Below are 20,668 nucleotides of genomic sequence, written 5' to 3'. Positions count from 1 at the left end.
TATGATTTGAAAAATTATAAAAATTATTTTAAGTTTAATTGGAGTTTTATTATCTTCTGCTGTTGTTGGTTTAATTATATTTATTATAGTAAAAATTGTCTTAAAAATTAATCAAATATTTTAGAAAGGAGAAAAAAATGAAACCTTTTTGACCAAGAAAAGATAAAACAAATATTAATAATAATGAAGAAAAATCTAAATTAATTTTTTTAGAAAATAAAAGTACACACACTTCTATTTTAAGTTATTTTGGTTTTAATGATTTTAATCATGAGACTTATTTTACTGATTTTGTTGCTGAAAATAATGCTAATTTATATAATGCTCCATTGGATATTAATAATGAAACTATTAAACAATATTTAATTAAACAAGAATTTTATAGAAAGAATTGAAATTCTATTTTTAAATTAAGCAAATTAGGAATTAGTGGTTATTTAATTTATATTGCTAATGATGATTTATATTTTCAAGTAGTAGATATACAGCAAAGAATTTATGATATTACTGGTAAATTAATTCAATGTACTATTTTTTATGATAGTTATCAACAAAATGCACAAACAGTAAGATTATTTGAAGTTTATAAATTAAATAATGAACAAGTAACTATTAATCGTGCAATTTATAGTATTAGTGATAATAAAAAACAATTTCCTTTACCTTTTAAAGAATATAGTAATAATCCTAATTTAGAACAAGAACAAACATTAAATATTAATTATATTCCAATAGCAATTATGAGAAATAAAGCAAATGAGTTAGCAGATTGTAATAAAGTAATGGATAAAATTAAAGCATTAGATGTTATTTATGAACAAATTGTTTTAGATACTATTTTAAATTCACCAAAGTTTATTTTTGACCAAACTTATGGTAATGCTAAATCTACAATGGATGAAGCCGTAAGAACATTAGTTACTAACAACTATATTTGAAAAACTACTGGTGATAATAATGAAAAAAGTGAAAATATTAATATGACAAGTAGTAATTTTAAAGGTAAAAATTTAACTGATATATATGATTGAAATATTAATGAAATATTTAAACGTTGTGGTATTCATATACCAAGTCAAAAGAAATCAGCACAACAATCGGTTCCCGAAAGTACAGCGGTAAATATTTCAACTATTAATTATATTGAACAAAAATTATGACAATTTAATATTGATATTCTTAAATTTATTCAAATATTAGTACGTTTAGATAAAGATTTATTAAATAGTAAAACATTTAATATTAATGATGAACAAGAAATTAATAACTTAACAGTTAAATTAAAATTATTTAATCCAGAAAATAACCAATTAATAGGAGAAAACAATGGAAAAAAACAACAAACCACAAACGAAGTTTCCACAGAAACAAACTAAACTTAATCAAGCAGAAATAGAAAATGATTATTTAATTGATAATATTCCTTATGATTTTACTAATATGATGAGTGCTACTAATGACCCTGATATTAATAGAGCATACGATGAATTTAAAAAAAGAAAAATTTCTATTTATGAAATTGAACGTTTATTTAAAAATAATGAAAATAATAGTTTAAGATTTTCAGCAAATACTATTAAAATAGGTTTTATTGATATTGATAAAGTATTAAAAACTACTGCTGTTGAAACATCTGATTTTACTATGCAATTAAATCAAAGAGCAAGTACTAATATTAATGACAATACAATTGAATATAGTATGACTGATATTAAAAATTTAATATTTTAAGAAATAAATTTATTAAATCAATTTAAGTTATATGCAGTTAGTATAAATGAACCATTAACTGAAAATAATATTGATAATTTATATATTATTAATAATTATTCAGAACCTTATCAAAATCCAAAAACTAGAAGTACTAAAAGTATTACTATTATTAAAATTAAAGACTTTAAAACAAGAGATGGTTATCCAATTATTATTAAATTACAAAAACCACTAGATAAAGACACCAAAGTTATTGGTTTAAAAATTAAAGCACCTAGAAGCATGATTTTTGGCAATATAAACGTACTTGGTGAAGTCGACAATATGGAGGTATACCCAAAGTTATTTGTCAAAGATAAGATAGCATTTCCGCTATTATCAATGCCTATTGAAACTCAACCAAAAGTTAGAATATTACAACAATGATTTAGTGAACAAATATTACCTTGAAATTTAGCAAAACAATTTATAGGACAAGAAAAATCAGTTTTAGATTTAATTGCTATTGGTGGTGGTAGAGAAACAAGAAAAGAAATTATTAATAATGCAAGAGTAATTAATGCTAAAATTGGTTATGATGTTTCTAAAAATTCAAAAGTATGACCATTATCTGATGAACTATAATTAAAAGATAAAAAATTAGAGTCATGATTTTTAGTAAGTGACTATAATTTATTTATTTCTACAACAAATAAATTTCATGATGTTGAACTAGAAATAAAAGATAGACCACCAATTGATAGTTTACAAAAAGTATTATTAGATATGTTAACTTATACATATACTTATAATAGAAACTTTGATGGTGCATCATTAAGTAATGTTGTAAAAGAAATGAATGATTTAGATAAAATTCGTGCTAAGTTTGAAGGACAAAAACCAAATGAAGTTATTACTAATTTATTTAAACAATGAGAATTAGATTATCCTAACTATACAAATTTACCACAAGTTAAAATATTAAAACAAATAGTTATAATGCTATCAAAAAATATTTATTCAACCATGTCTATTAATAACGGTTTAAATGATGACTATAAATTATTATTACCTTATTATTTTGAATTAAAATCAAATCCTATACATTCTACACCTGATAAGATTTGAGAATTTAAAGATATAAAAGTAGTATTAAAATCTGCATATTTTGATTTTACAGATATCAATAACATTAAACTAAAAAACAATGACATTAGTCAAAATGAATTATTGAAATTAGATGATAATCAATTTAACTGACTATCCATAACTAATGAATTAGAAAGCAATAATATACCATCATTAATTCCGGCAGATTGAAAATTAGGTAATGGTGAATATGGAAAATATTTTACAAGATTAATTATTAATAAAAATAAAACCGAAAATGCTTTAAATTTATATGGTTCAAATAAATCACAATTATTTTCTAAATTAGAATTTTATAAAGAAGTTTTACAAATTGACAATAATAGTGAATTTGAATTACAAATTGAAAATCCAATTAATAACTTAAATCGAATTGAAGTTAGCGGACTATTTGGTGCTGGTAATTATGATTTAATTTTAGTAACAAATAAACAAGAAATAAATTTAAATAATATTAATTTATTTGATAAATATAATGAAAATATTTCTTATATAAATTTAGAAATTTAATTATCAAAATATCCATCTGGATAAATACCATCTCATTTTACTGCATCATCAGTTAATTTATTTGATGCTCAGTAAATAGTAATTTTATGTTTATTACTTACTGGTCTTGCTCAAATAGTTGCCCCCCCAGTGTGCTTCATGGTCGTAATCATAAAAATATGTTAATTGATTATTTTTATTATATGAAACTATTCCTAAGATTAAACCGGTAACACCAGTTATTACAGCAAATGATAATGATATTTTTTGAAAATTTGTTTTTATTCATGTTTTCATAATAAATATCTCCTTTTTTCCTTGATTTTACTTTTAAATTGTACTATTTTTGATTATTTTTACAAGTATGCTTTTAAAAGCAAAATAACGCCTAAATTAAAGGTGTTTATTTTTTTGATACCTATACTATTAATTGTATTGCGCTTATTTATTATATTGCAAATGTGAAGATACTTTTTTTTACAGTAGCATTATTTTTACCCCTAATTACATTTTTATATGGATATAATGCATAAAATAATGCATCATAAGGGTCTTGATACATATTTTTGTCAGGAATGTTAGTTTTGGTTTGGTCATAACGTAATTCTTCTAAACATTGAGTTGTTTTTGGTAAATCATCTTTATTTGCATAAAAGTTTCCATAACTCATAATATTTCTCATTCAAACTACTCTATTAGTTAATCCGGCTTCTTGATTTAAATTTGAAGCATGTTTAATAGCGGTTTGTGTTATTAAAATAGTATTGTGTTCATCAATTAATTTTTGATTTAATCAATCCATTGCTGTTCTTGCTTTATCATCATAAAAATAAATTGCTTGTTCAAAATTTTCAAAATTATCAATTAATCCTAAAATTTCATTAACATAAGCATTAATTTTTTCATTTTCATTTATAAAATCATTTGGAGTAACTACTAATTCACAAATAATATAAGCATCATAATAACCAGTATTATTATATTCTTTAAAACCAACTACCATAAATACAGTATGGTCTTTTGGTCCCGTAGCTCAATCAATACCAACACTATAAAAATCAAATTTATACATTTCTTTTTCTTGATTATAAAATTGTTTTAAATCATATGATTGTCAATATTTTACTGTTTTTTGAAATGGGAAAATTGTTGCATCGCTATCTAAAAATTCAAAACCATAATAAACAGTATTATATTCATCTGGATTACTTTTTTCCATTTCTAATAATGTTCTTTGTTGAATGTCAGGTAATTTATTTCAAAATGGTTGAATAGTAAATCTTAAAACAAATAAACCTAAACCACTAAACATATCTTTATTTTCATAATAAACTTTACCAACTTTTTTAAGATTTTTCATGACTTCATCATTTAATGGTAAAAATGGTGTACAGTATTTTAAATAAAATGGATGATATTTATCATAAGGATTACATGTAAAAGTAATGAAAAAACTTTTATAAAAATAACGAGTAATCTTTTGTCCAAAGGTAGAACTATATATATTTTTATCAATAAATGTTCAACTTCACTCTTTAATAGGTTTATTTGATACTTTAATACGATTACTTCTAAACATAGAGTTTTGTAAACGTTCATATCGATATGTTAATTGTTTTTCAGTTAATGTTTCTTTTTCTTCTGCCATAATAATTTCATCTGTTCTTGAACCTAAAAAACTTGACCCACCTGCTTCTTTTCCAAAAATCTTATTACCATTAGCATAACCAATAAAGTCAATTTGTTGATTACTTGGAAAGATAATACATCCCCCATCCTTAGTAATTTTTCATTTAATGCCATGTGGATTATTAGGTAATAAATTAATATTATATGTATCTAATAAAACTTGACAAACATTCATTAAAGCACCAATTGTAGTTTCACTATGAGTATTTTCATATCTTCTTACTTCTTGAACACTACTATCTCTAAAATTACAACATATAAATAAATCAAATGCTAAACAGTTTCAAGTTTTTCTTGTTCCACGTGCTGTTGGAACAAAACGATAAAAACAATTAGTAGTAAAATATTCTGCTCATTCATCACCAACAAATTCTTTAAAAATATCTCAACTAAAACCATAATTATTATCACTAAAATTAAGATTATATTTTTTATTTAATTGTCCATAACTACTAATAAAAGCCATATTTACTCCTTATTTTTTAAAAAAAATTAAACTTAAATTATTAACAAACAAAAATTAGAAAGGAGCATTAAAAATGTTTATATTACCATTCGCAAATCATTTTGATTGAGACAAACATGATTTTAATCAAGATGAATTAAGTTTAAAACAAACAGAAGAATTATTTGCAAAAATAGATGATTATTTATGAAGTATATGTGATAAATCTGAATATAAATCATATAGATTTAGACAACGAAAATTAAAAGCAAAAAAAGGTTTATTAACTTATAAACGACGTATTTGTACACATTATAACACAAAAACACAAAAAATGGAGTACGTATCATTATTAGATAATTATCTTGGTGTTAAAAAGCTGAATTATACTTGTAAGTGCAAGTAAATAAAATTGCAAAAAATTCTCATATAAAAATTTCATAATGCTAAATTTAGTTTAGAAAAAAGTAAGGAGTTTTTATATGAGTTATAAACATCTCGGAATAGATGAAAGGATTTATATTGAGAATCAATTGAAATTTAAATTTAAAATTAGTGAAATAGCTAAAAATCTTAATCGAAGTATTAGTACTATTATTCGAGAAATTAATAGAAATAAAGATAATAATCATTATTTTTCATTAATTGCACAAAATAAAGCTGAAAATCGAAAACAATCACATATTAGTTTTCATAAGTTTAAAAATAAGAATTTAGTAAAATATGTACAACAAAAATTACTATTAGGTTGATCACCTGAACAAATTTATGGCAGAATTAAAAATTTTCATAAAGAGTGAGTTATTAGTTTTAAAACAATTTATACTTGAATTTATTTTGGAATGCTTGATAAAGTTACTAGTAAAAATTTAAGAAGAAAAGGTAAAAAACGAAAATCTAAAGAAAATCGTGGCAAGTTTAATGGTAAATCAATTAAAGAACGAGATATAAATGTTAATGATCGTATAACACTTGGTCATTGAGAAGGAGATACTATAGTATCATCACGAGGTAAAAGCAAATCATGTTTAATAGCTTTAGTTGAAAGAGTATCACGATTTACTTTAGCAATATTAGTTAAAAACAGAACTACTAAAGTTATTAATAAAAATGTCATTTATTATTTATCAATTCTTCCTAAAAACATTGTTAAAACTATTACTTTTGATCGTGGCAAAGAATTTTCAAATTGACAACAACTTGAAAAAAATTTAGATGTAAAAATTTATTTTGCCAATCCATATTCACCTTGACAAAGAGGTACTAATGAAAATACTAATGGTTTAATTAGATAAAAATTTCCTAAAAAATTTATTTTTTCAAAAACTAATAAAAATGAAGTTCATAAATTTATATTGTCTTTAAACCAAAGACCAAGAAAAATACTAAATTATCTTTCACCAATCGAATATTTGGATAGAAAAATAATTTAGTTGCACTTACCTTTACAATTTAGCAAATAAATAAAAATAAAATAAAACTTATTAAAGAAAACTTTAATAAGAATTTTTGAGTTATAAAAGTAAGTATTATTGTTGACTAATATTTTTGAAGTGTTAAGATTAACTTACAATTGCATATTGAAGTCTAAATTATTCTCGTCTAAACTTATAATTTAAAGACAAATTTGAATATTATTGACAACATCGGTATGCTCCCTTTATTTTAATAAATAGTACTTCTCTTTTCATTTTATTTATGAAATGTGGTTTATATGTATTTATTGATTTATTAAATAAAACCTTTGATAATTCTTGTGATTTTAGAAAATTTTGATATATTTCTTCAAGTTTGTTTTTATGTTCTTGGATAGGATTTGTTCAATTATTAATTTGTATACTGATTAGGTTTAATGAATTATTATTAATAGATTTTGTTAGTTCGTTTGAAAAATTAAGTAAAATTTTCATTTTTTTATTTTTCCTTTCAATGATATAAATTAAAACATAAAAACTCATTTACTTTAAATTAAGCAATGATTTAAAAAACTTTTATAATTTTTTAATAATTATTATTATATGTGTTAATTATATTTGAGTTTAAAGAAAATACAACGAAAATGATATTTTAAAGGTTTTAAATTATTTTTAGTAATATTTAATTTTGAAGGATAGTAGTTATGTGATAAAATTTCAAACATATACTAAAAAAACATTATAATTAAATATAAAAATATAATTAAATATAATTTAATTATTTAAAGCATTATATTTATAGTCTACTTTAAATAAAGTATTTTATTAAATTATTGATTTAGGAGTAAGCAATGAATAAAAATTGAGCTATAGGTTTAACTAATTTAACTTTAACCCCAATAATGGAACAAAAATTAAGTCAGTATTATAAAATTTTAATTGCTGAAAATAAAAAATATAACTTAACAACGATCATTGAAGAAATGGAAGTTTATTATAAACATTTCTATGATTCTCTTTTAATTAGTAATAATATCATTTTGGAGGATCAAAATATTTGTGATGTTGGTAGTGGTGCTGGTATACCAGGAATAATTTTAAAAATTTGTTTTCCCAAATTACAATTAACTATTATTGAATCAAATACAAAGAAATGTCAATTTCTAAAAACAGTAATTACTGAACTAAACTTAGAAAACGTTTATATAATTAATCAAAGAGCAGAAACATTTGCTCATCAATATCGTGAAACATTTGATATTGTAACAGCAAGAGCATTAGCACCGCTAAATATTTTAAGTGAATTATGTTTAGGATTAGTTAAAGTTGAAGGATTATTTATTGCTTATAAGGGTCTTAAAGTTGAAGAAGAACTTGCGTTGGCACAAAATAGTATTAACACAATGGGTGCAAAGTTAATTAATCAATTTACTGTTCAATTACCAAACAACTATGGTCAAAGAACAATCCTTCATTTTCAAAAATATAAATTATGTGCTTTAAAATATCCAAGACCTTATCAACAAATTAAAAGTAAACCTTTGTAAATAATATTAATTAAAATTAGTGTTAAACTTAATTAGTAGGATAAAATATTAGTCTATTAATTTAGAAAGGTAATTATTATGGGCAAAATTATTGCAATTGCTAATCAAAAAGGTGGAGTTGGAAAAACAACTACTGCTACTAATCTTGCTGCAGGTTTAGGTATAAAAAATAAAAAAGTGTTACTTATTGATTTGGATCCACAAGGTAGTGCTACTATTTCAATGGGTTTTGCTGCTGATAAAGTTGAACAAGATATATATGATGTTTTAGTACATGATGTTCCATTGGAAAAAGTAATTAAAACTGAAGTTTGTCAAGGAGTAGATTTATTACCATCAACCATTTCTTTGGCGGGAGCCGAAATATTTTTATTAGAGCAATCTCGTAATAAAAGAAATATTTTATTAGAAAAATTAGAACCCGTAAAGGAAGTATATGATTTTATTATTATTGACTGTCCACCTAGTTTAGGATTAGTTAATCGTAATGCTTTAGCTTCAGCTAATTCAGTTATTATTCCATTGCAAGCTGAGTTTTATGCATTAGGTGGTTTGGTACAATTATTATCTACTATTCGTTTAGTACAACAATTATTTAATCCCAATTTAGAAATTGAAGGGATTTTATTAACTATGGTTAATATTAGAACAACTTCTTCTGTTGAAGTTATCAAAGAAATTCAAAAAAATTTTAGAGAAAAAGTTTATAAAAATTATATTCCGAGAAATGTAACTATAAGTGAAGCACCAAGTCATGGTAAAAATATTTTTAGTTATCGGCCACGTTGCAGTGGTGCTATTGCTTATCAAAGTTTAGTGAATGAGGTGTTAAATAATGTCTAATGATAAAAAAAATCGTATTTCTGCTAAAGGCTTAGCATCAATTTTTGGTGAAGGTTTAAATGATTTGATAACTAACATTGAAAGTTCACCAGAAATTGCTAAAACTTTTTCACAAACTATTTCTCTTGCAAAAATTATTCCTAATCCATATCAACAGCGTGTAGTATTTAATGAACAAGAAATTAAAGAACTAAGTGATTCAATTAAAATTCACGGTTTAATTCAACCAATTATTGTTAAAAAAACGATAACAGATGGTGTTTTTCAATTAGTTGCTGGTGAGCGTAGAACTAAAGCTGCAAAATTAGCAGGTCTAACAGAGATCTCTGCAGTAACTATTGAAGTAACAGATCAACAATTAATGGAATTTGCTTTGATTGAAAATATTCAACGTGTTGATTTGAATCCTTTTGAAGAAGCACAGGCATATCAAACTTTAATTAGTAAAATGAAATGAACTCAAGAACAACTCTCACAAAAAGTTAATAAATCACGTAGTCACATTGCTAATACTTTACGAATTTTGCAATTGCCAGTAGAGATTTTACAAATGCTTGAACGCAATGAATTAACAATGGGTCATGTTAAACCGTTATTAAGTTTAGGCACTAATCTTAATTTAATGGTAACTATTGCTAAAAGGGCATATAGTGAACAATGGAGTGTTCGTAAGGTTGAAGATGTTATTAAGATGCAACAATTAAGTTTAAATCAAAAACAAAATGTTAATAAAAAGTCAGATCTTCATTTAGTAGCATTAGAAAATACTTTATCAAGAACTTTAGATACTAAAGTAAAAATCAATAAAAAACAACTAATCATCAATTATAGTAATCATAAAGAATTAAATCGAATTTTAGAATTTTTAAAATTAATATAAATTTAAAATGAGTATAAATGTTTTAAAACATTTATACTCATTTTTTATCTTGTAAATTTATTTTATGATATTTCTCTAAAAGGAAATATTAATCCTGAATTAGTATAGATAATTAAGTTTGTAATAAAAACAAATAAGATAGACAAACCAATTGCAATTTTACTTATACCTAGTATGATTAATAACTTTTTTGATATATCATGAGTATAAGTTAAAAGTTTCTTTTCTATATTTTCCTCCTAAAAGTTATATTTATTTTTAAGCCTTACTTATTTATAATTATATACTATTGTAAAAGTTTTTATCATTATATTTGATGTTATAATGTTATTTAAAATAATTTATTTTAACATTGAAAGGAAAATTAAATATGCCAGAAAAAGATAAGAATACGTTATTTAAACGTATTATTTTTAGAAAATATAAAGATGAAATTGATTGAGTAAAAATGATTAATTGTTTGTTTAAAAAAAGAAAAATTTTTGAAGAAGATGTAGCAATTTTAACCGAGTTATTTAATGAAAAAAATAATGATTGATTAAAAAAGTTTAATATTTCTGAGGAAGATGCAGTAATTTTAACTAAATTATTTAATCAAAAAATTAATAATTGATTAGAAAAAGAACAAATTTCTGAAGACAATGTATTGGATTTAACTGATTTGTTTAATGAAAAAATGAATATAAATGATGAAACTACTAAAGTTATTGAAATTGCTAAGTTACTTAAAAAGGCAGAAGATTTAAATAGTATACATGAAATATTAGATGAACTTCCTCCACGTTATTTTCTTGTTGATAACTGAGAAGATACTGATGAAGAAGATATTGAAAATGAAAGTAAAATAATGACTTCAGAAAATAGCTGTTTAAATAAAGAAGAAACTGTATCTATTTCCAATAGTCAAAAAGCATTTTCTAAACAAGATATTATCGATAGTGGTATATGCTTAGATACTAGTTTATCTACTTCTGAATTATTGAGATCATTTACTGCTATTTAATTGTAATAGCATTAATATAAATAAATTAAAAAAATTAATTATACTAAAATTAGTAATTAAATTAAATATTAAAGATATTGAAATAGTTTTTAATTGTATTTTTTTTAAAAATATGTATAATTAAGCAATTTATATGATACGATGTAATCATATAAGTAAAAGAAACAGGTGTATATTATATGTTAACTGCTGGTATCGTTGGTTTACCTAATGTAGGTAAATCAACATTATTTAAAGCCATTAACAATTCACAAGTATTAATTGAAAATTATCCTTTCGCTACTATAAAACCAAATATTGGTAGCATTCCAGTCAATGATTCAAGAATTTTAAATTTAATAAAAATCTTTAATCCACAAAAAGTTGTACCAACAATTTTAGAATTACATGATATTGCCGGACTTGTCAAAGGTGCTAGTAAAGGTGAAGGATTAGGTAATCAATTTCTTGCTAATATTAGAACAGTTGATGCAATATGCGAAGTTATTCGTTGTTTTGATGATATTAATGTTAGTCATGTTGAAAATAAAATTGATCCAATTAATGATTTTGAAATTATTGAATTGGAATTAATGTTAGCTGATCAAGAAGTAATAAGTAAACGAAAAGAAAAAGTTCGTAAAAAATCGCAAATAACTAGAGATAAACAAGGTATTGCTGAGGTAGCTTTATTAGAAAAAATTAATAATGAATTAAACAATGGTGTTGCTATTCGTAATCAAAAGTTAAGTTCAGAAGAATTACTAATGATTAAACCTTATAATTTTTTAACTGCTAAACCAATAATTGTTATTGCTAATATTAATGAAAAAGATTTAATAACTAAAACCAATAAATATGTTGAACAATTACAACAATATATGAGCAAAAAAAATATTACTGTAATTGTTGTTTGTGCTAAGACAGAATGTGAACTTTCTGAATTAGAAGCAGAAGAAAAAAAAGAAATGTTTAAAGAGTTAAATATTTTTGAATCAGGAATTGATCAAATTGTATTAGCAACTTATAAACTATTAAATTTAGGTACTTATTTTACTGTTGGACCCAAAGAAGTTCATGCATGAACTTTTATTAAAGGAATGAAAGCACCAGAGTGTGCTGGTATCATTCATACAGATTTCATGAAAGGTTTTATTAGACTTAAAGTTTATAATTATCAAGATATAGAATTATTGGGTAGTGAAAAAAATGTTCAGGAAAAGGGAAAAATGAGAGTTGAAGGTAAAAATTATATAGTTGAAGATGGTGATATTTGTCATTTCCTTTTTAATGTTTAGTTTTAAGATAATATTAATTATAAAAAGGTTATAGTTTTGTTATAATTAATTTGAAAATATACTAGCAAGAAAGGAAAAAATTATTATGTTAAAAAGTAATTTACAAAATCCTGATTCTGAAATTCAAGAAAACAATTATGTTCCAAATAAAAAAACTAAAAAGTTTGATGTTCTTAATAAAATAAAAGTTTCAAGGGCTTTACTTTTTTGATCACCAATTGTGCAAATTATTGGTAGTATTGCTTTTTTAATACTATTAATAGTTAATGCATTTGTTGGGCAAAAAATGGGGTTTGAATTTAGTAAACTGCAATTAGCTTTATCATTATCATATGTTGGAATTGCAATTTTAGTTAGTATTATTTGTTTTATGATACCAGCAAAGAAACTTAAAAAGAAATCTTCATTTAGAATTACTGCTATTTCAACATTAATATTATCAACATTAATGTTAAGCGGTAGTCTAGTTTTTTGATCAATACCAGTATTACTATTTTTTTCATTAATATCATTAATTGTATGAATATGTGAAGTAATAGCAGCGATTATTTTAATTTTAGTAGTTGAAGAATTGCCTAATGAAAAATAAAGTAGGTGAAAATAATGAAAATTAAAGATTTAGATAATATTAAAAACAAAGAAACATATTTTATTCCACATGAACAAAAGACTAAAAATTCATATTTTGTTTATTTGGCAATATCAATAGTTCTTTTTTTATCAGTTTTTATTTTTTCTTTATTTGCTGCTATTAATGTATCAAAATATAAATTATATAATGTAAAACTTACTGATTTTAATTATCCTATTTTGAATTTATTTTATGCTCCAATTGTTTGTTTAATTGCAATTACTGTAAGTATGATTTTATTAATATTTGCTCCTAGAGTAAGTATTGTCTCTTCAAAGTATAGCAGTAGAATGTTTTATACTGCTTTTTGATTATTAATTCTTAGTGTAATGTTAAGTTCAGAAGTACAATTAACTTATATTTCACAATCTGGAATATTATATAATGAAAATTATCATTGAATTAATCCAATTATTGCAAGAATATTTATTATTTTTAGTCTTTTTTTAATTTTGATTACACAACTATTTTTTTGAATTATGCGTAGAAAGTTTACATTTATGAACTCAGATTATGAAATTTATACTACTAGAAGTATGGAAAAAAAACAAAGACGAATTAGAAAACAAGAATTAAAAAAAATTAAAAAACAAGAAAAGGAATTTAGTAAAAAAACTTTGAATATTAAATAAGGGGGGCAGATTTATGAGAATTCGTAATTGGTGGTTTATTAGTTTTTATTTATTATTAAGCACATTTATTATTTATGAATTATTTTTTTTAATTGCTTTGTCAAAAAACACAGCTTTAAAAGATTTATATTATTATGGTTTTGAAATTGCAGAACCTTCACCAAGTTTTAATCCTTCAAGTTATACTTCAATTTATTATTTACCAGTAATAGGTTTAGTTGTAAGCAGTTTCGGTTTGATTAGTTGTATTTTTACGGCAAGAGTTTTTCTTGAAAAATCTCCTCGTTTTAAATTTGTATTTTTAGTTGTAAACTTTATAATTTTTGTTGTTGGATTTTTGATAAGTTTTTCTGGTCAATTGCTTTATTGTGAATGAAGTAATGATAGTGCACAAATAATACCTAATAGAGGAGGAACGATTGAAGTACCAAGCTTTTATTATAGAAATTGAGTTTCTTCAACTATTGTTTGATCAATTTTTGGTTTTTATTTTGCATTACTTGTTGCAGCAGTTATTTTATTACTTAAATTAAATTTAATTAATGTTCAAACATATCACTTTTATCGTCAACGTATTGAAGCAGCAATTGATTTTGAACCAGAATTAAAACAACCATTACCAAGTTCTAATGAATTTGATCCAAATGATACACAGACTATTACAATTTTTCTTGATGAAGAAGTAAATGAAAAATTACAATCTAAAACTAATCGTAAAAAAATAATGAAATCCTCTAAAAATAATAATAAAAAATTAAATTCTAAAAAAAGACTAATAAAGTAGAAAAAAAAGTTAATCAGATTAAAAAATCTTAAATTAAATAAAGATGGTGAAAATATGAAAATTCGTGTACGATATGCACCTAGTCCTACTGGGTATTTACATATTGGTGGTGCTAGAACAGCATTATTTAATTATTTATTTGCAAAAAATAACAAAGGAGATTTTATAGTTAGAATTGAAGATACTGATTTAGAACGTAATATTGAAGATGGAATTAGTTCACAATTAGATAATTTACGTTGAATGGGAATAATTCCTGATGAAACTATTGATTTATCAGGTAAATATGGTCCTTATAAACAAACTGAACGTTTAAATATATATATTCAACATGCATTAATACTAATAAAAGAAAAAAAAGCATATTATTGTTTTTGTACACCTCAATATCTAGAAGAAATGCGTAAGAAACAAGCAGATAAAAATATTTTAGCTTTCCAGTATGATGGAACATGTTCAAAATTAGAGCAGTCTGTAATTGAAGAAAATTTACAAAATAAAATTTCATATGCTATTAGAGTTAAAATTCCCACTAATAAAAGTTATAAAATTAAAGATTTAGTTCGTGGTAATGTTGAATTTAATTCAGTAGACTTAGGAGATTATATTATTATTAAATCAAATGGAGTGGCTACTTATAATTTTGCTGTTGTTATTGATGATCATTTAATGGAAATAAGTCATGTTTTTCGTGGTGAAGAACATTTGTCAAATACACCAAAACAATTAGTTATTTATGAATATTTTAATTGGAAAATGCCAATTTTTGCCCACTTAACATTAATTGTTAATAATAAACGTAAAAAATTATCAAAACGTGATGGTAGCATTATCCAATTTATTCATCAATATCGTAAAGAAGGATATTTGCCAGAAGCAATTTTTAATTTTATTGCTTTATTAGGATGAAGTTCGCATGAAGAAAAAGAAATTTATACTAAAGAACAATTAATTAAATTATTTACCCCAAAATATTTAAGTAAAGCACCAAGTATGTTTGATCCAGAAAAATTAGTGTGAATGAATAATTATTATATTAAAAGATTAAATGTTGAACAATACTTAGCTTTAGTTACACCTTTTATTAAAGAAAAATATAATTGAAATAGCAAAACTATTGAATGATGAAAAGAAGTATTATTAATTTATCAATCACAGTTAGAATATGGTAGTCAAATTAATGAATTGGTAAGTTTATTTTTTAAAAATAATTTTAAGGTAGATATAGAAGCAAAGACTTTTTTGAATGATAATGAATGTAACCTAGTTTGTACAGCATTTATTAAAAAGATTATTGATTGTAAAAATTGAACTAGTGATAATATTAAAAACATTATTAATGAAGTTAAAAAAGAAACTAATGTTAACGGTAAATTATTATTTATGCCAATTAGAATTATTACAACAGGACAAATGCATGGACCTGATTTAGTTAGCACCATTAAACTATTAGGTTATGATACCATTATTAATAATGTTAAATTAAATTTTAAATATTAAAGAAAAATAAATATTATTACTTATATAGAAAATATAATATTTGCTTTTGTTATAAATAAAAATTATAAAATTGTTCTTTTTACTCAAAATAATTACTAAAATAGAAGAAAAATTTTATATTATGTTACTATTAAAATAAAAAATTAATAATACCTAAAATTTATAAGATATTAATGAGAGGTTAAAATTTATGTCAAGCAATAATTATAAAGTAACTTTTATTCGTGACGCTATACACAAAAATATTAATATCAGCGAACCCGTTATTCAGGCGTTAATATCTTGTAAAGAATTTCAAAGATTAAGATGAATTAATCAACTTGGTGGTGTGCAAATTGCTTTTCCTAATGCAACTCATACTAGATATGTTCATAGTATCGGTGTTTACCATATATTAAATCGTGTTCTTAGTGAAGTTGAAGGTTCTTCTTTATTAACTAAAGAGGAAAAAACAAACATTAAAATTGCTGGTTTATTACATGATTTAGGACACGGTCCTTTTTCACACACTTTTGAAAAAATCATAAACCTTAATGTTAATAAAAAAGAAAATTTTACTCATGAAGATTATACTTGTGCTATTATTAATGATAATAGTACTGAAATTAACATGATTTTAAAACAATTTAATATTAATATTAATGCTATTATTGGTATCCTTAAGAAGGATTATAAAAATTATCCTAAATATCAAATTCAATTGGTATCATCGCAATTAGATTGTGATCGTATTGATTATTTAATGCGTGATGGATATTTTACAGGAGTTGGTTATGGAAGTATTGATATTGATTGAATTATTACGAATATGATAATTGATATTAAAGAGGGTTTAGTTTTTTCATACAAGGCAATTTCTGATATTGAAAATTATTTAATCACAAGGTTCCATATGTATTCTCAAGTTTATTATCATAAAAGCGGAATTCTTTTTGATCTTAATTTACAAAAATTATTTTCAAGAATAACTGAATTATATTTTGATAAAACTTATTCATTTAAAGTCAATATTCATGATTTTATTGCTATTTTTGAGGGAAAAAGTGTTGAAATACAAACATATTTAAATTGAACAGATGCTACTTTAATTAAGTTAATGCAAGATATTATTAATTTTGAAAAAGATAATGAGTTAGTAAAAATATCAAAAGTAATTTTATTTTGTTTTAACTGAGAAAATGAATTGTTGTTATTAACAAGTCAAAATAACACTAATGTTATTGGAGTTAAACAAGATTTAAAAAATGTACTTTATTATTTTAAAAAAGATCCAATTATTATTAAAACAAAAAACGAAGAATATATTACTTTAGAAAAAATCTCACAAATTTTGCAAGATCCAATTAAAGCACCAAATACAATTTATTTTTTAAAAAAGAAATAGAAATTTAAAAGTATTATAAAATGAGGTAATTATGAAAATTTTAAAATCAATTAATAAAATTTTTGAGTATCCAAATATTTTAGATTTAACGCCAGGAGATTTTTACTTAAATTCACATGAGTATCATTTAGCAACGCAAGAAGTAATAGTGATATTGGGTGTATTAATTAATAAAGAAAAAATTGAAAATGCTATTAAAACTTTAAATTTTACTTGAATAAATTTTAAAGAAAAAGTAATTGTTTATTTTTCTATTTTTGCCTACCTTATAATAGGTAATGAATATAATGATTTAAAATCAGTTAAAATAAATCAAATTAAATTTAAAGATAATACGTTAAAAATTAAATTTAAAGAAACATTACTTACAATGATTAATAAGTTTCCAAGAACTTTGCATTTAACTAATGTTTTGGGTAATGATAATGATCGCGCTAATATGTATGCAGTTAACGCTATTTTAAATATTAAAAAAGGGATTGGATATGATAATTTTCATATTACTCTTTTTTCAGTATATCAATCTTTAGAATTAAAATTAAAGCATTGTTTAAGAAAATATATTCAAGTTGAACCTTCAGCTAGTAAGAAAAAATTTAATTTTCATAATTTAATACGATTGATTAAATTAATTAGTACTACAAGAGTTGAAAGTGAGGAAATGAGTAAAATATTATTAAACTTAAGAGAACGTTTGCGTTATTTTGAACAAATTAATCCTGGCGGTCAAGCAGCAAGATATGAAGCTGAGATAAATCATAATTATTTTCATAATTTAAATTCGTATATAATTAATGAACAAGAATTACTAAGTAATTTTGTCAAGGCTTTAAGTTTATTACAAGAATTATATTTAAAATTAATAGAATTATATAAAGATGATAATACTAAAGTTAAAATGCAAAAAAAAATTGATTTAGAATTAGTTAAAGTTTCAGGAATTAAAATCGAAGATGATCCAAAAAAAATTAATGATAAATTAAGAAATGTGCTTGATAATCAAATTTTTGGTAACTATCAAGAATTAATTGATTTAAATTACAATGATGTTGCTATTTTGGAATTTTTAATCAGAATTGGATTTATACAGTATGTTAATGATACAATTGAACAACTTTTATAAAAAAGTATTTATTTTTACTTTTTTATATGATATAAATTAAATTTATGAGTATAATATTTTAGATATTGAAAGGGGTCTGAATTGTGGACAGTTATGTTATTAATGAACTCACTACTATTATTCTTGATGCAGTAGCATTTGCAAATTATGAAATAGAATTGAATCAGGTTGTTATTGAAATTAATAAAAATAATGACTTAGGTGATTATTCTACATCAATAGCAATGATATTAGCAAAAAAATATAAACAAAAACCATTAGACATTGCTGAAATTATAGTTAAAAATATTCATCAGAAACACCCATTAATTAAAAAAATTGATTATATTACTCCTGGTTTTATTAATATTAATATTAATGTTGAAGTATTTAGTTTGTTATTAATGAAAATTATTAATGAGAAATCATTATATGGTCAATCTAATAAAAAAAATATTACTTATAATATTGAATTTATTAGTGCTAATCCAACCGGACTTTTACATTTAGGACATGCAAGAAATGCGGCTATTGGTGATAGTTTAGCTAATATATTAGAACATAGAGGATATAATATAGTTAGAGAATACTATATTAATGATGCTGGTAATCAAATTAATGTTTTGGCCAATTCAATTTTCATAAATTATCAAAATCTTTGTGGCAATGCTGTTGAATTACCAAAAGAAAGTTATCGTGGTTCTGAAATTTTAGCTGCTGCACAATCATTTTTGAAATTAAATGGTAATAAATTTGCAAATAAACCTTTTGATGAAACTTCTTCTTTAATTTTTAAAGAATTTGGTATTAATTATATGCTTTCAGAAATTAAAAAAGATTTAAAAAAATTTAAAGTTAAAATTAATATTTGATTTTCTGAATCATTTTTATATAAAGAAAATATTATTTCTAATTTAATCAAACAATTTGAAATGCAAGGCAATACTTATCAACTTGATGGTGCTATTTTTTTAAAAACTACTTTATTTGAAGATGATAAAGATCGTGTAATTGTTAAGAAAGACAAAACTTATACATATATGCTTCCTGACTTAGCTTATCATCATATTAAATTTCAACGTAGTGATATGTTAATTAATATTTGAGGAGCAGATCATTATGGCTATATTCCACGAATTAAAGCGGGATTATATATGCTTAATAATGATGCCACTAAACTTGATATTTTATGTATGCAAATGGTAAAGGTTATTGATAATGGTAAAGAACAAAAAATGTCAAAAAGAGCAGGAACATCAATAACTTTAAGACATATGATAGATTTAATTGAAAAGGATGCTTTACGTTATTTTTTAGTATCAAGATCAGTTGAATCACATCTTGATATTGATTTAGCACTTGCTAAACAACAATCTAACGAAAATCCTGTTTATTATGCTCAATATGTTCATGCGCGTATAAATCAAATTATAGAGAATTATCCAAAATTTGAAATTGCAAATAGTATTAATTTATTAACAGAACAAAAGGAAAAAGAATTATTGATTACATTAGATGAATATATAATTATTTTGCAAAAAATTGAAAAACAGCATCAACCACATTTGCTTACAAATTATATTCAAAAATTAGCTAAGTTATTTCATTCTTATTATAATAAACATAAAGTTATTAGTGAAGATCAACAATTAACAATTCAACGATTAACATTAGTTTTAGCAATAAAACAAATAATGGCAAATGCTTTAAATTTAATTGGTGTGGATGCGCCTAAAAAGATGTAAAAAATATATTTTTTATTATTTATAATATACAATTTAGAAGGTGATTAAGAAATGCAAAACAAACAAACATTAGTAGAAGTAGCATATAGTTTTTTATGCAAAAAGAAAAAAAGCAGTTTTAATGAAATTTGAACACATGTTAAAAAAAAATGTAATATTTCTAAAGAAGATGAAGAAAAAATTGCTGGTGAAATTTATACTGGAATTATTTTAAATACCAATTTTTTCTTAAAAAATGATAAACTTTGATATCCACGTAATGAAGTCTCATTAGAGGAAATTAAAGAACATATGACAAGAGTAGAAATTCCAAGTAATACAAAAGAAGAAATTGATAGTACTGAAACAGTTACAGATAATGATGAAACTATAGATTTAAGTGAAGACGTAGAAGATGAAGATGATGATTTAAATACCATTAGTATTCAACCATTAGAAGATAGTTATGATGATGAATAATA

23 protein-coding genes are annotated in these 20,668 nt (G+C 22.9%); 20 read left to right on the top strand and 3 right to left on the bottom strand.

The window, feature by feature from the left end; translation table 4 throughout:
- The first annotated feature begins 1 nt into the window (after nt 1).
- The 5 genes from ACICQF_RS00880 (at nt 2) to ACICQF_RS00860 (ending at nt 3,351) form a co-directional block, all read left to right on the top strand.
- Nucleotides 2-124: a hypothetical protein gene (locus ACICQF_RS00880; protein WP_395472761.1), complete on the top strand. Its 123-nt coding sequence runs from the start codon at nt 2-4 to the stop codon at nt 122-124.
- 13 nt (nt 125-137) lie between these two features.
- Nucleotides 138-1,376 carry a hypothetical protein gene (locus ACICQF_RS00875; RefSeq protein WP_395473339.1) on the top strand — a complete coding sequence of 413 codons (1,239 nt, stop codon included), beginning with the start codon at nt 138-140 and terminating at the stop codon, nt 1,374-1,376.
- Nucleotides 1,327-1,731: a hypothetical protein gene (locus ACICQF_RS00870; RefSeq protein ID WP_395473338.1), complete on the top strand. Its 405-nt coding sequence runs from the start codon at nt 1,327-1,329 to the stop codon at nt 1,729-1,731. Before ACICQF_RS00875 ends, ACICQF_RS00870 begins: the two co-directional genes overlap by 50 nt.
- A gap of 264 nt (nt 1,732-1,995) precedes the next feature.
- Complete coding sequence (locus tag ACICQF_RS00865; RefSeq protein ID WP_395473337.1) at nt 1,996-2,337, top strand: hypothetical protein; 342 nt, start codon at nt 1,996-1,998, stop codon at nt 2,335-2,337.
- A gap of 141 nt (nt 2,338-2,478) precedes the next feature.
- Complete coding sequence (locus ACICQF_RS00860; protein WP_395473336.1) at nt 2,479-3,351, top strand: hypothetical protein; 873 nt, start codon at nt 2,479-2,481, stop codon at nt 3,349-3,351.
- On the opposite strand, the gene ACICQF_RS00855 is transcribed toward ACICQF_RS00860, so the two are convergent.
- Complete coding sequence (locus ACICQF_RS00855) at nt 3,348-3,503, bottom strand: hypothetical protein (protein WP_395473335.1); 156 nt, start codon at nt 3,501-3,503, stop codon at nt 3,348-3,350. The two genes, ACICQF_RS00860 and ACICQF_RS00855, sit on opposite strands and share 4 nt — an antisense overlap.
- Before the next feature lie 275 nt (nt 3,504-3,778).
- Complete coding sequence (locus ACICQF_RS00850) at nt 3,779-5,485, bottom strand: hypothetical protein (RefSeq protein ID WP_395473334.1); 1,707 nt, start codon at nt 5,483-5,485, stop codon at nt 3,779-3,781.
- A gap of 73 nt (nt 5,486-5,558) precedes the next feature.
- Between ACICQF_RS00850 and ACICQF_RS00845 the strand changes: the two genes are divergently transcribed.
- A complete protein-coding gene (locus tag ACICQF_RS00845; RefSeq protein WP_395472757.1) occupies nt 5,559-5,870 on the top strand; it encodes a hypothetical protein in 312 nt (103 codons plus the stop codon).
- 76 nt (nt 5,871-5,946) lie between these two features.
- Nucleotides 5,947-6,759 carry an IS30 family transposase gene (locus tag ACICQF_RS00840; RefSeq protein WP_395473333.1) on the top strand — a complete coding sequence of 271 codons (813 nt, stop codon included), beginning with the start codon at nt 5,947-5,949 and terminating at the stop codon, nt 6,757-6,759.
- Between the two features lie 339 nt (nt 6,760-7,098).
- Here the strand turns inward: ACICQF_RS00840 and ACICQF_RS00835 are convergent, their stop codons facing one another.
- Nucleotides 7,099-7,374, bottom strand: a complete 276-nt coding sequence (locus tag ACICQF_RS00835) for a hypothetical protein (protein WP_395473332.1) — start codon at nt 7,372-7,374, stop codon at nt 7,099-7,101.
- 356 nt (nt 7,375-7,730) lie between these two features.
- Here ACICQF_RS00835 and rsmG point away from each other — a divergent pair, with 356 nt between their 5' ends.
- From rsmG to rpoE, 13 genes are all read left to right on the top strand, one after another.
- Nucleotides 7,731-8,426: a 16S rRNA (guanine(527)-N(7))-methyltransferase RsmG gene (gene rsmG, locus ACICQF_RS00830; protein ID WP_395473331.1), complete on the top strand. Its 696-nt coding sequence runs from the start codon at nt 7,731-7,733 to the stop codon at nt 8,424-8,426.
- 78 nt (nt 8,427-8,504) lie between these two features.
- Nucleotides 8,505-9,269, top strand: coding sequence for a ParA family protein (locus tag ACICQF_RS00825; protein ID WP_395473330.1), 765 nt, complete (start codon nt 8,505-8,507; stop codon nt 9,267-9,269).
- Entirely contained in the window at nt 9,262-10,149 is an 888-nt protein-coding gene (locus ACICQF_RS00820; protein ID WP_395473329.1) for a ParB/RepB/Spo0J family partition protein, read from the top strand. Before ACICQF_RS00825 ends, ACICQF_RS00820 begins: the two co-directional genes overlap by 8 nt.
- A 370-nt stretch (nt 10,150-10,519) precedes the next feature.
- Nucleotides 10,520-11,152: a hypothetical protein gene (locus tag ACICQF_RS00815; protein WP_338958838.1), complete on the top strand. Its 633-nt coding sequence runs from the start codon at nt 10,520-10,522 to the stop codon at nt 11,150-11,152.
- A gap of 179 nt (nt 11,153-11,331) precedes the next feature.
- Nucleotides 11,332-12,429: a redox-regulated ATPase YchF gene (ychF, locus tag ACICQF_RS00810; RefSeq protein WP_395473328.1), complete on the top strand. Its 1,098-nt coding sequence runs from the start codon at nt 11,332-11,334 to the stop codon at nt 12,427-12,429.
- An 85-nt stretch (nt 12,430-12,514) separates the two neighbouring features.
- Nucleotides 12,515-13,018 (top strand): hypothetical protein, encoded by a 504-nt coding sequence (locus tag ACICQF_RS00805; RefSeq protein WP_395473327.1) that lies wholly within the window; start codon nt 12,515-12,517, stop codon nt 13,016-13,018.
- Nucleotides 13,019-13,032: 14 nt separating this feature from the next.
- A complete protein-coding gene (locus tag ACICQF_RS00800) occupies nt 13,033-13,692 on the top strand; it encodes a hypothetical protein (RefSeq protein WP_395473326.1) in 660 nt (219 codons plus the stop codon).
- Between the two features lie 13 nt (nt 13,693-13,705).
- Nucleotides 13,706-14,476 (top strand): hypothetical protein, encoded by a 771-nt coding sequence (locus tag ACICQF_RS00795; RefSeq protein ID WP_395473325.1) that lies wholly within the window; start codon nt 13,706-13,708, stop codon nt 14,474-14,476.
- Nucleotides 14,477-14,530: 54 nt separating this feature from the next.
- Nucleotides 14,531-15,976, top strand: coding sequence for a glutamate--tRNA ligase (gene gltX, locus ACICQF_RS00790; RefSeq protein ID WP_395473324.1), 1,446 nt, complete (start codon nt 14,531-14,533; stop codon nt 15,974-15,976).
- A gap of 190 nt (nt 15,977-16,166) precedes the next feature.
- A complete protein-coding gene (locus ACICQF_RS00785; protein ID WP_395473323.1) occupies nt 16,167-17,360 on the top strand; it encodes an HD domain-containing protein in 1,194 nt (397 codons plus the stop codon).
- Between the two features lie 31 nt (nt 17,361-17,391).
- On the top strand, nt 17,392-18,483 hold the full coding sequence (locus ACICQF_RS00780) for a hypothetical protein (RefSeq protein ID WP_338958794.1): 1,092 nt from the start codon (nt 17,392-17,394) through the stop codon (nt 18,481-18,483).
- 83 nt (nt 18,484-18,566) lie between these two features.
- The gene (argS, locus tag ACICQF_RS00775) at nt 18,567-20,207 is read left to right on the top strand and encodes an arginine--tRNA ligase (RefSeq protein ID WP_395473322.1); all 1,641 of its coding nucleotides are present in this window, start codon (nt 18,567-18,569) and stop codon (nt 20,205-20,207) included.
- A 51-nt stretch (nt 20,208-20,258) separates the two neighbouring features.
- Entirely contained in the window at nt 20,259-20,666 is a 408-nt protein-coding gene (gene rpoE / locus ACICQF_RS00770; RefSeq protein ID WP_395473321.1) for a DNA-directed RNA polymerase subunit delta, read from the top strand.
- Nucleotides 20,667-20,668 lie beyond the last annotated feature (2 nt).

Source organism: Spiroplasma endosymbiont of Nomada rufipes (genome assembly GCF_964277355.1).
In the GTDB taxonomy this organism is placed as follows: domain Bacteria; phylum Bacillota_I; class Bacilli_A; order Mycoplasmatales; family VBWQ01; genus Spiroplasma_E.
This window is presented reverse-complemented; position numbering and strand designations above follow the sequence as displayed.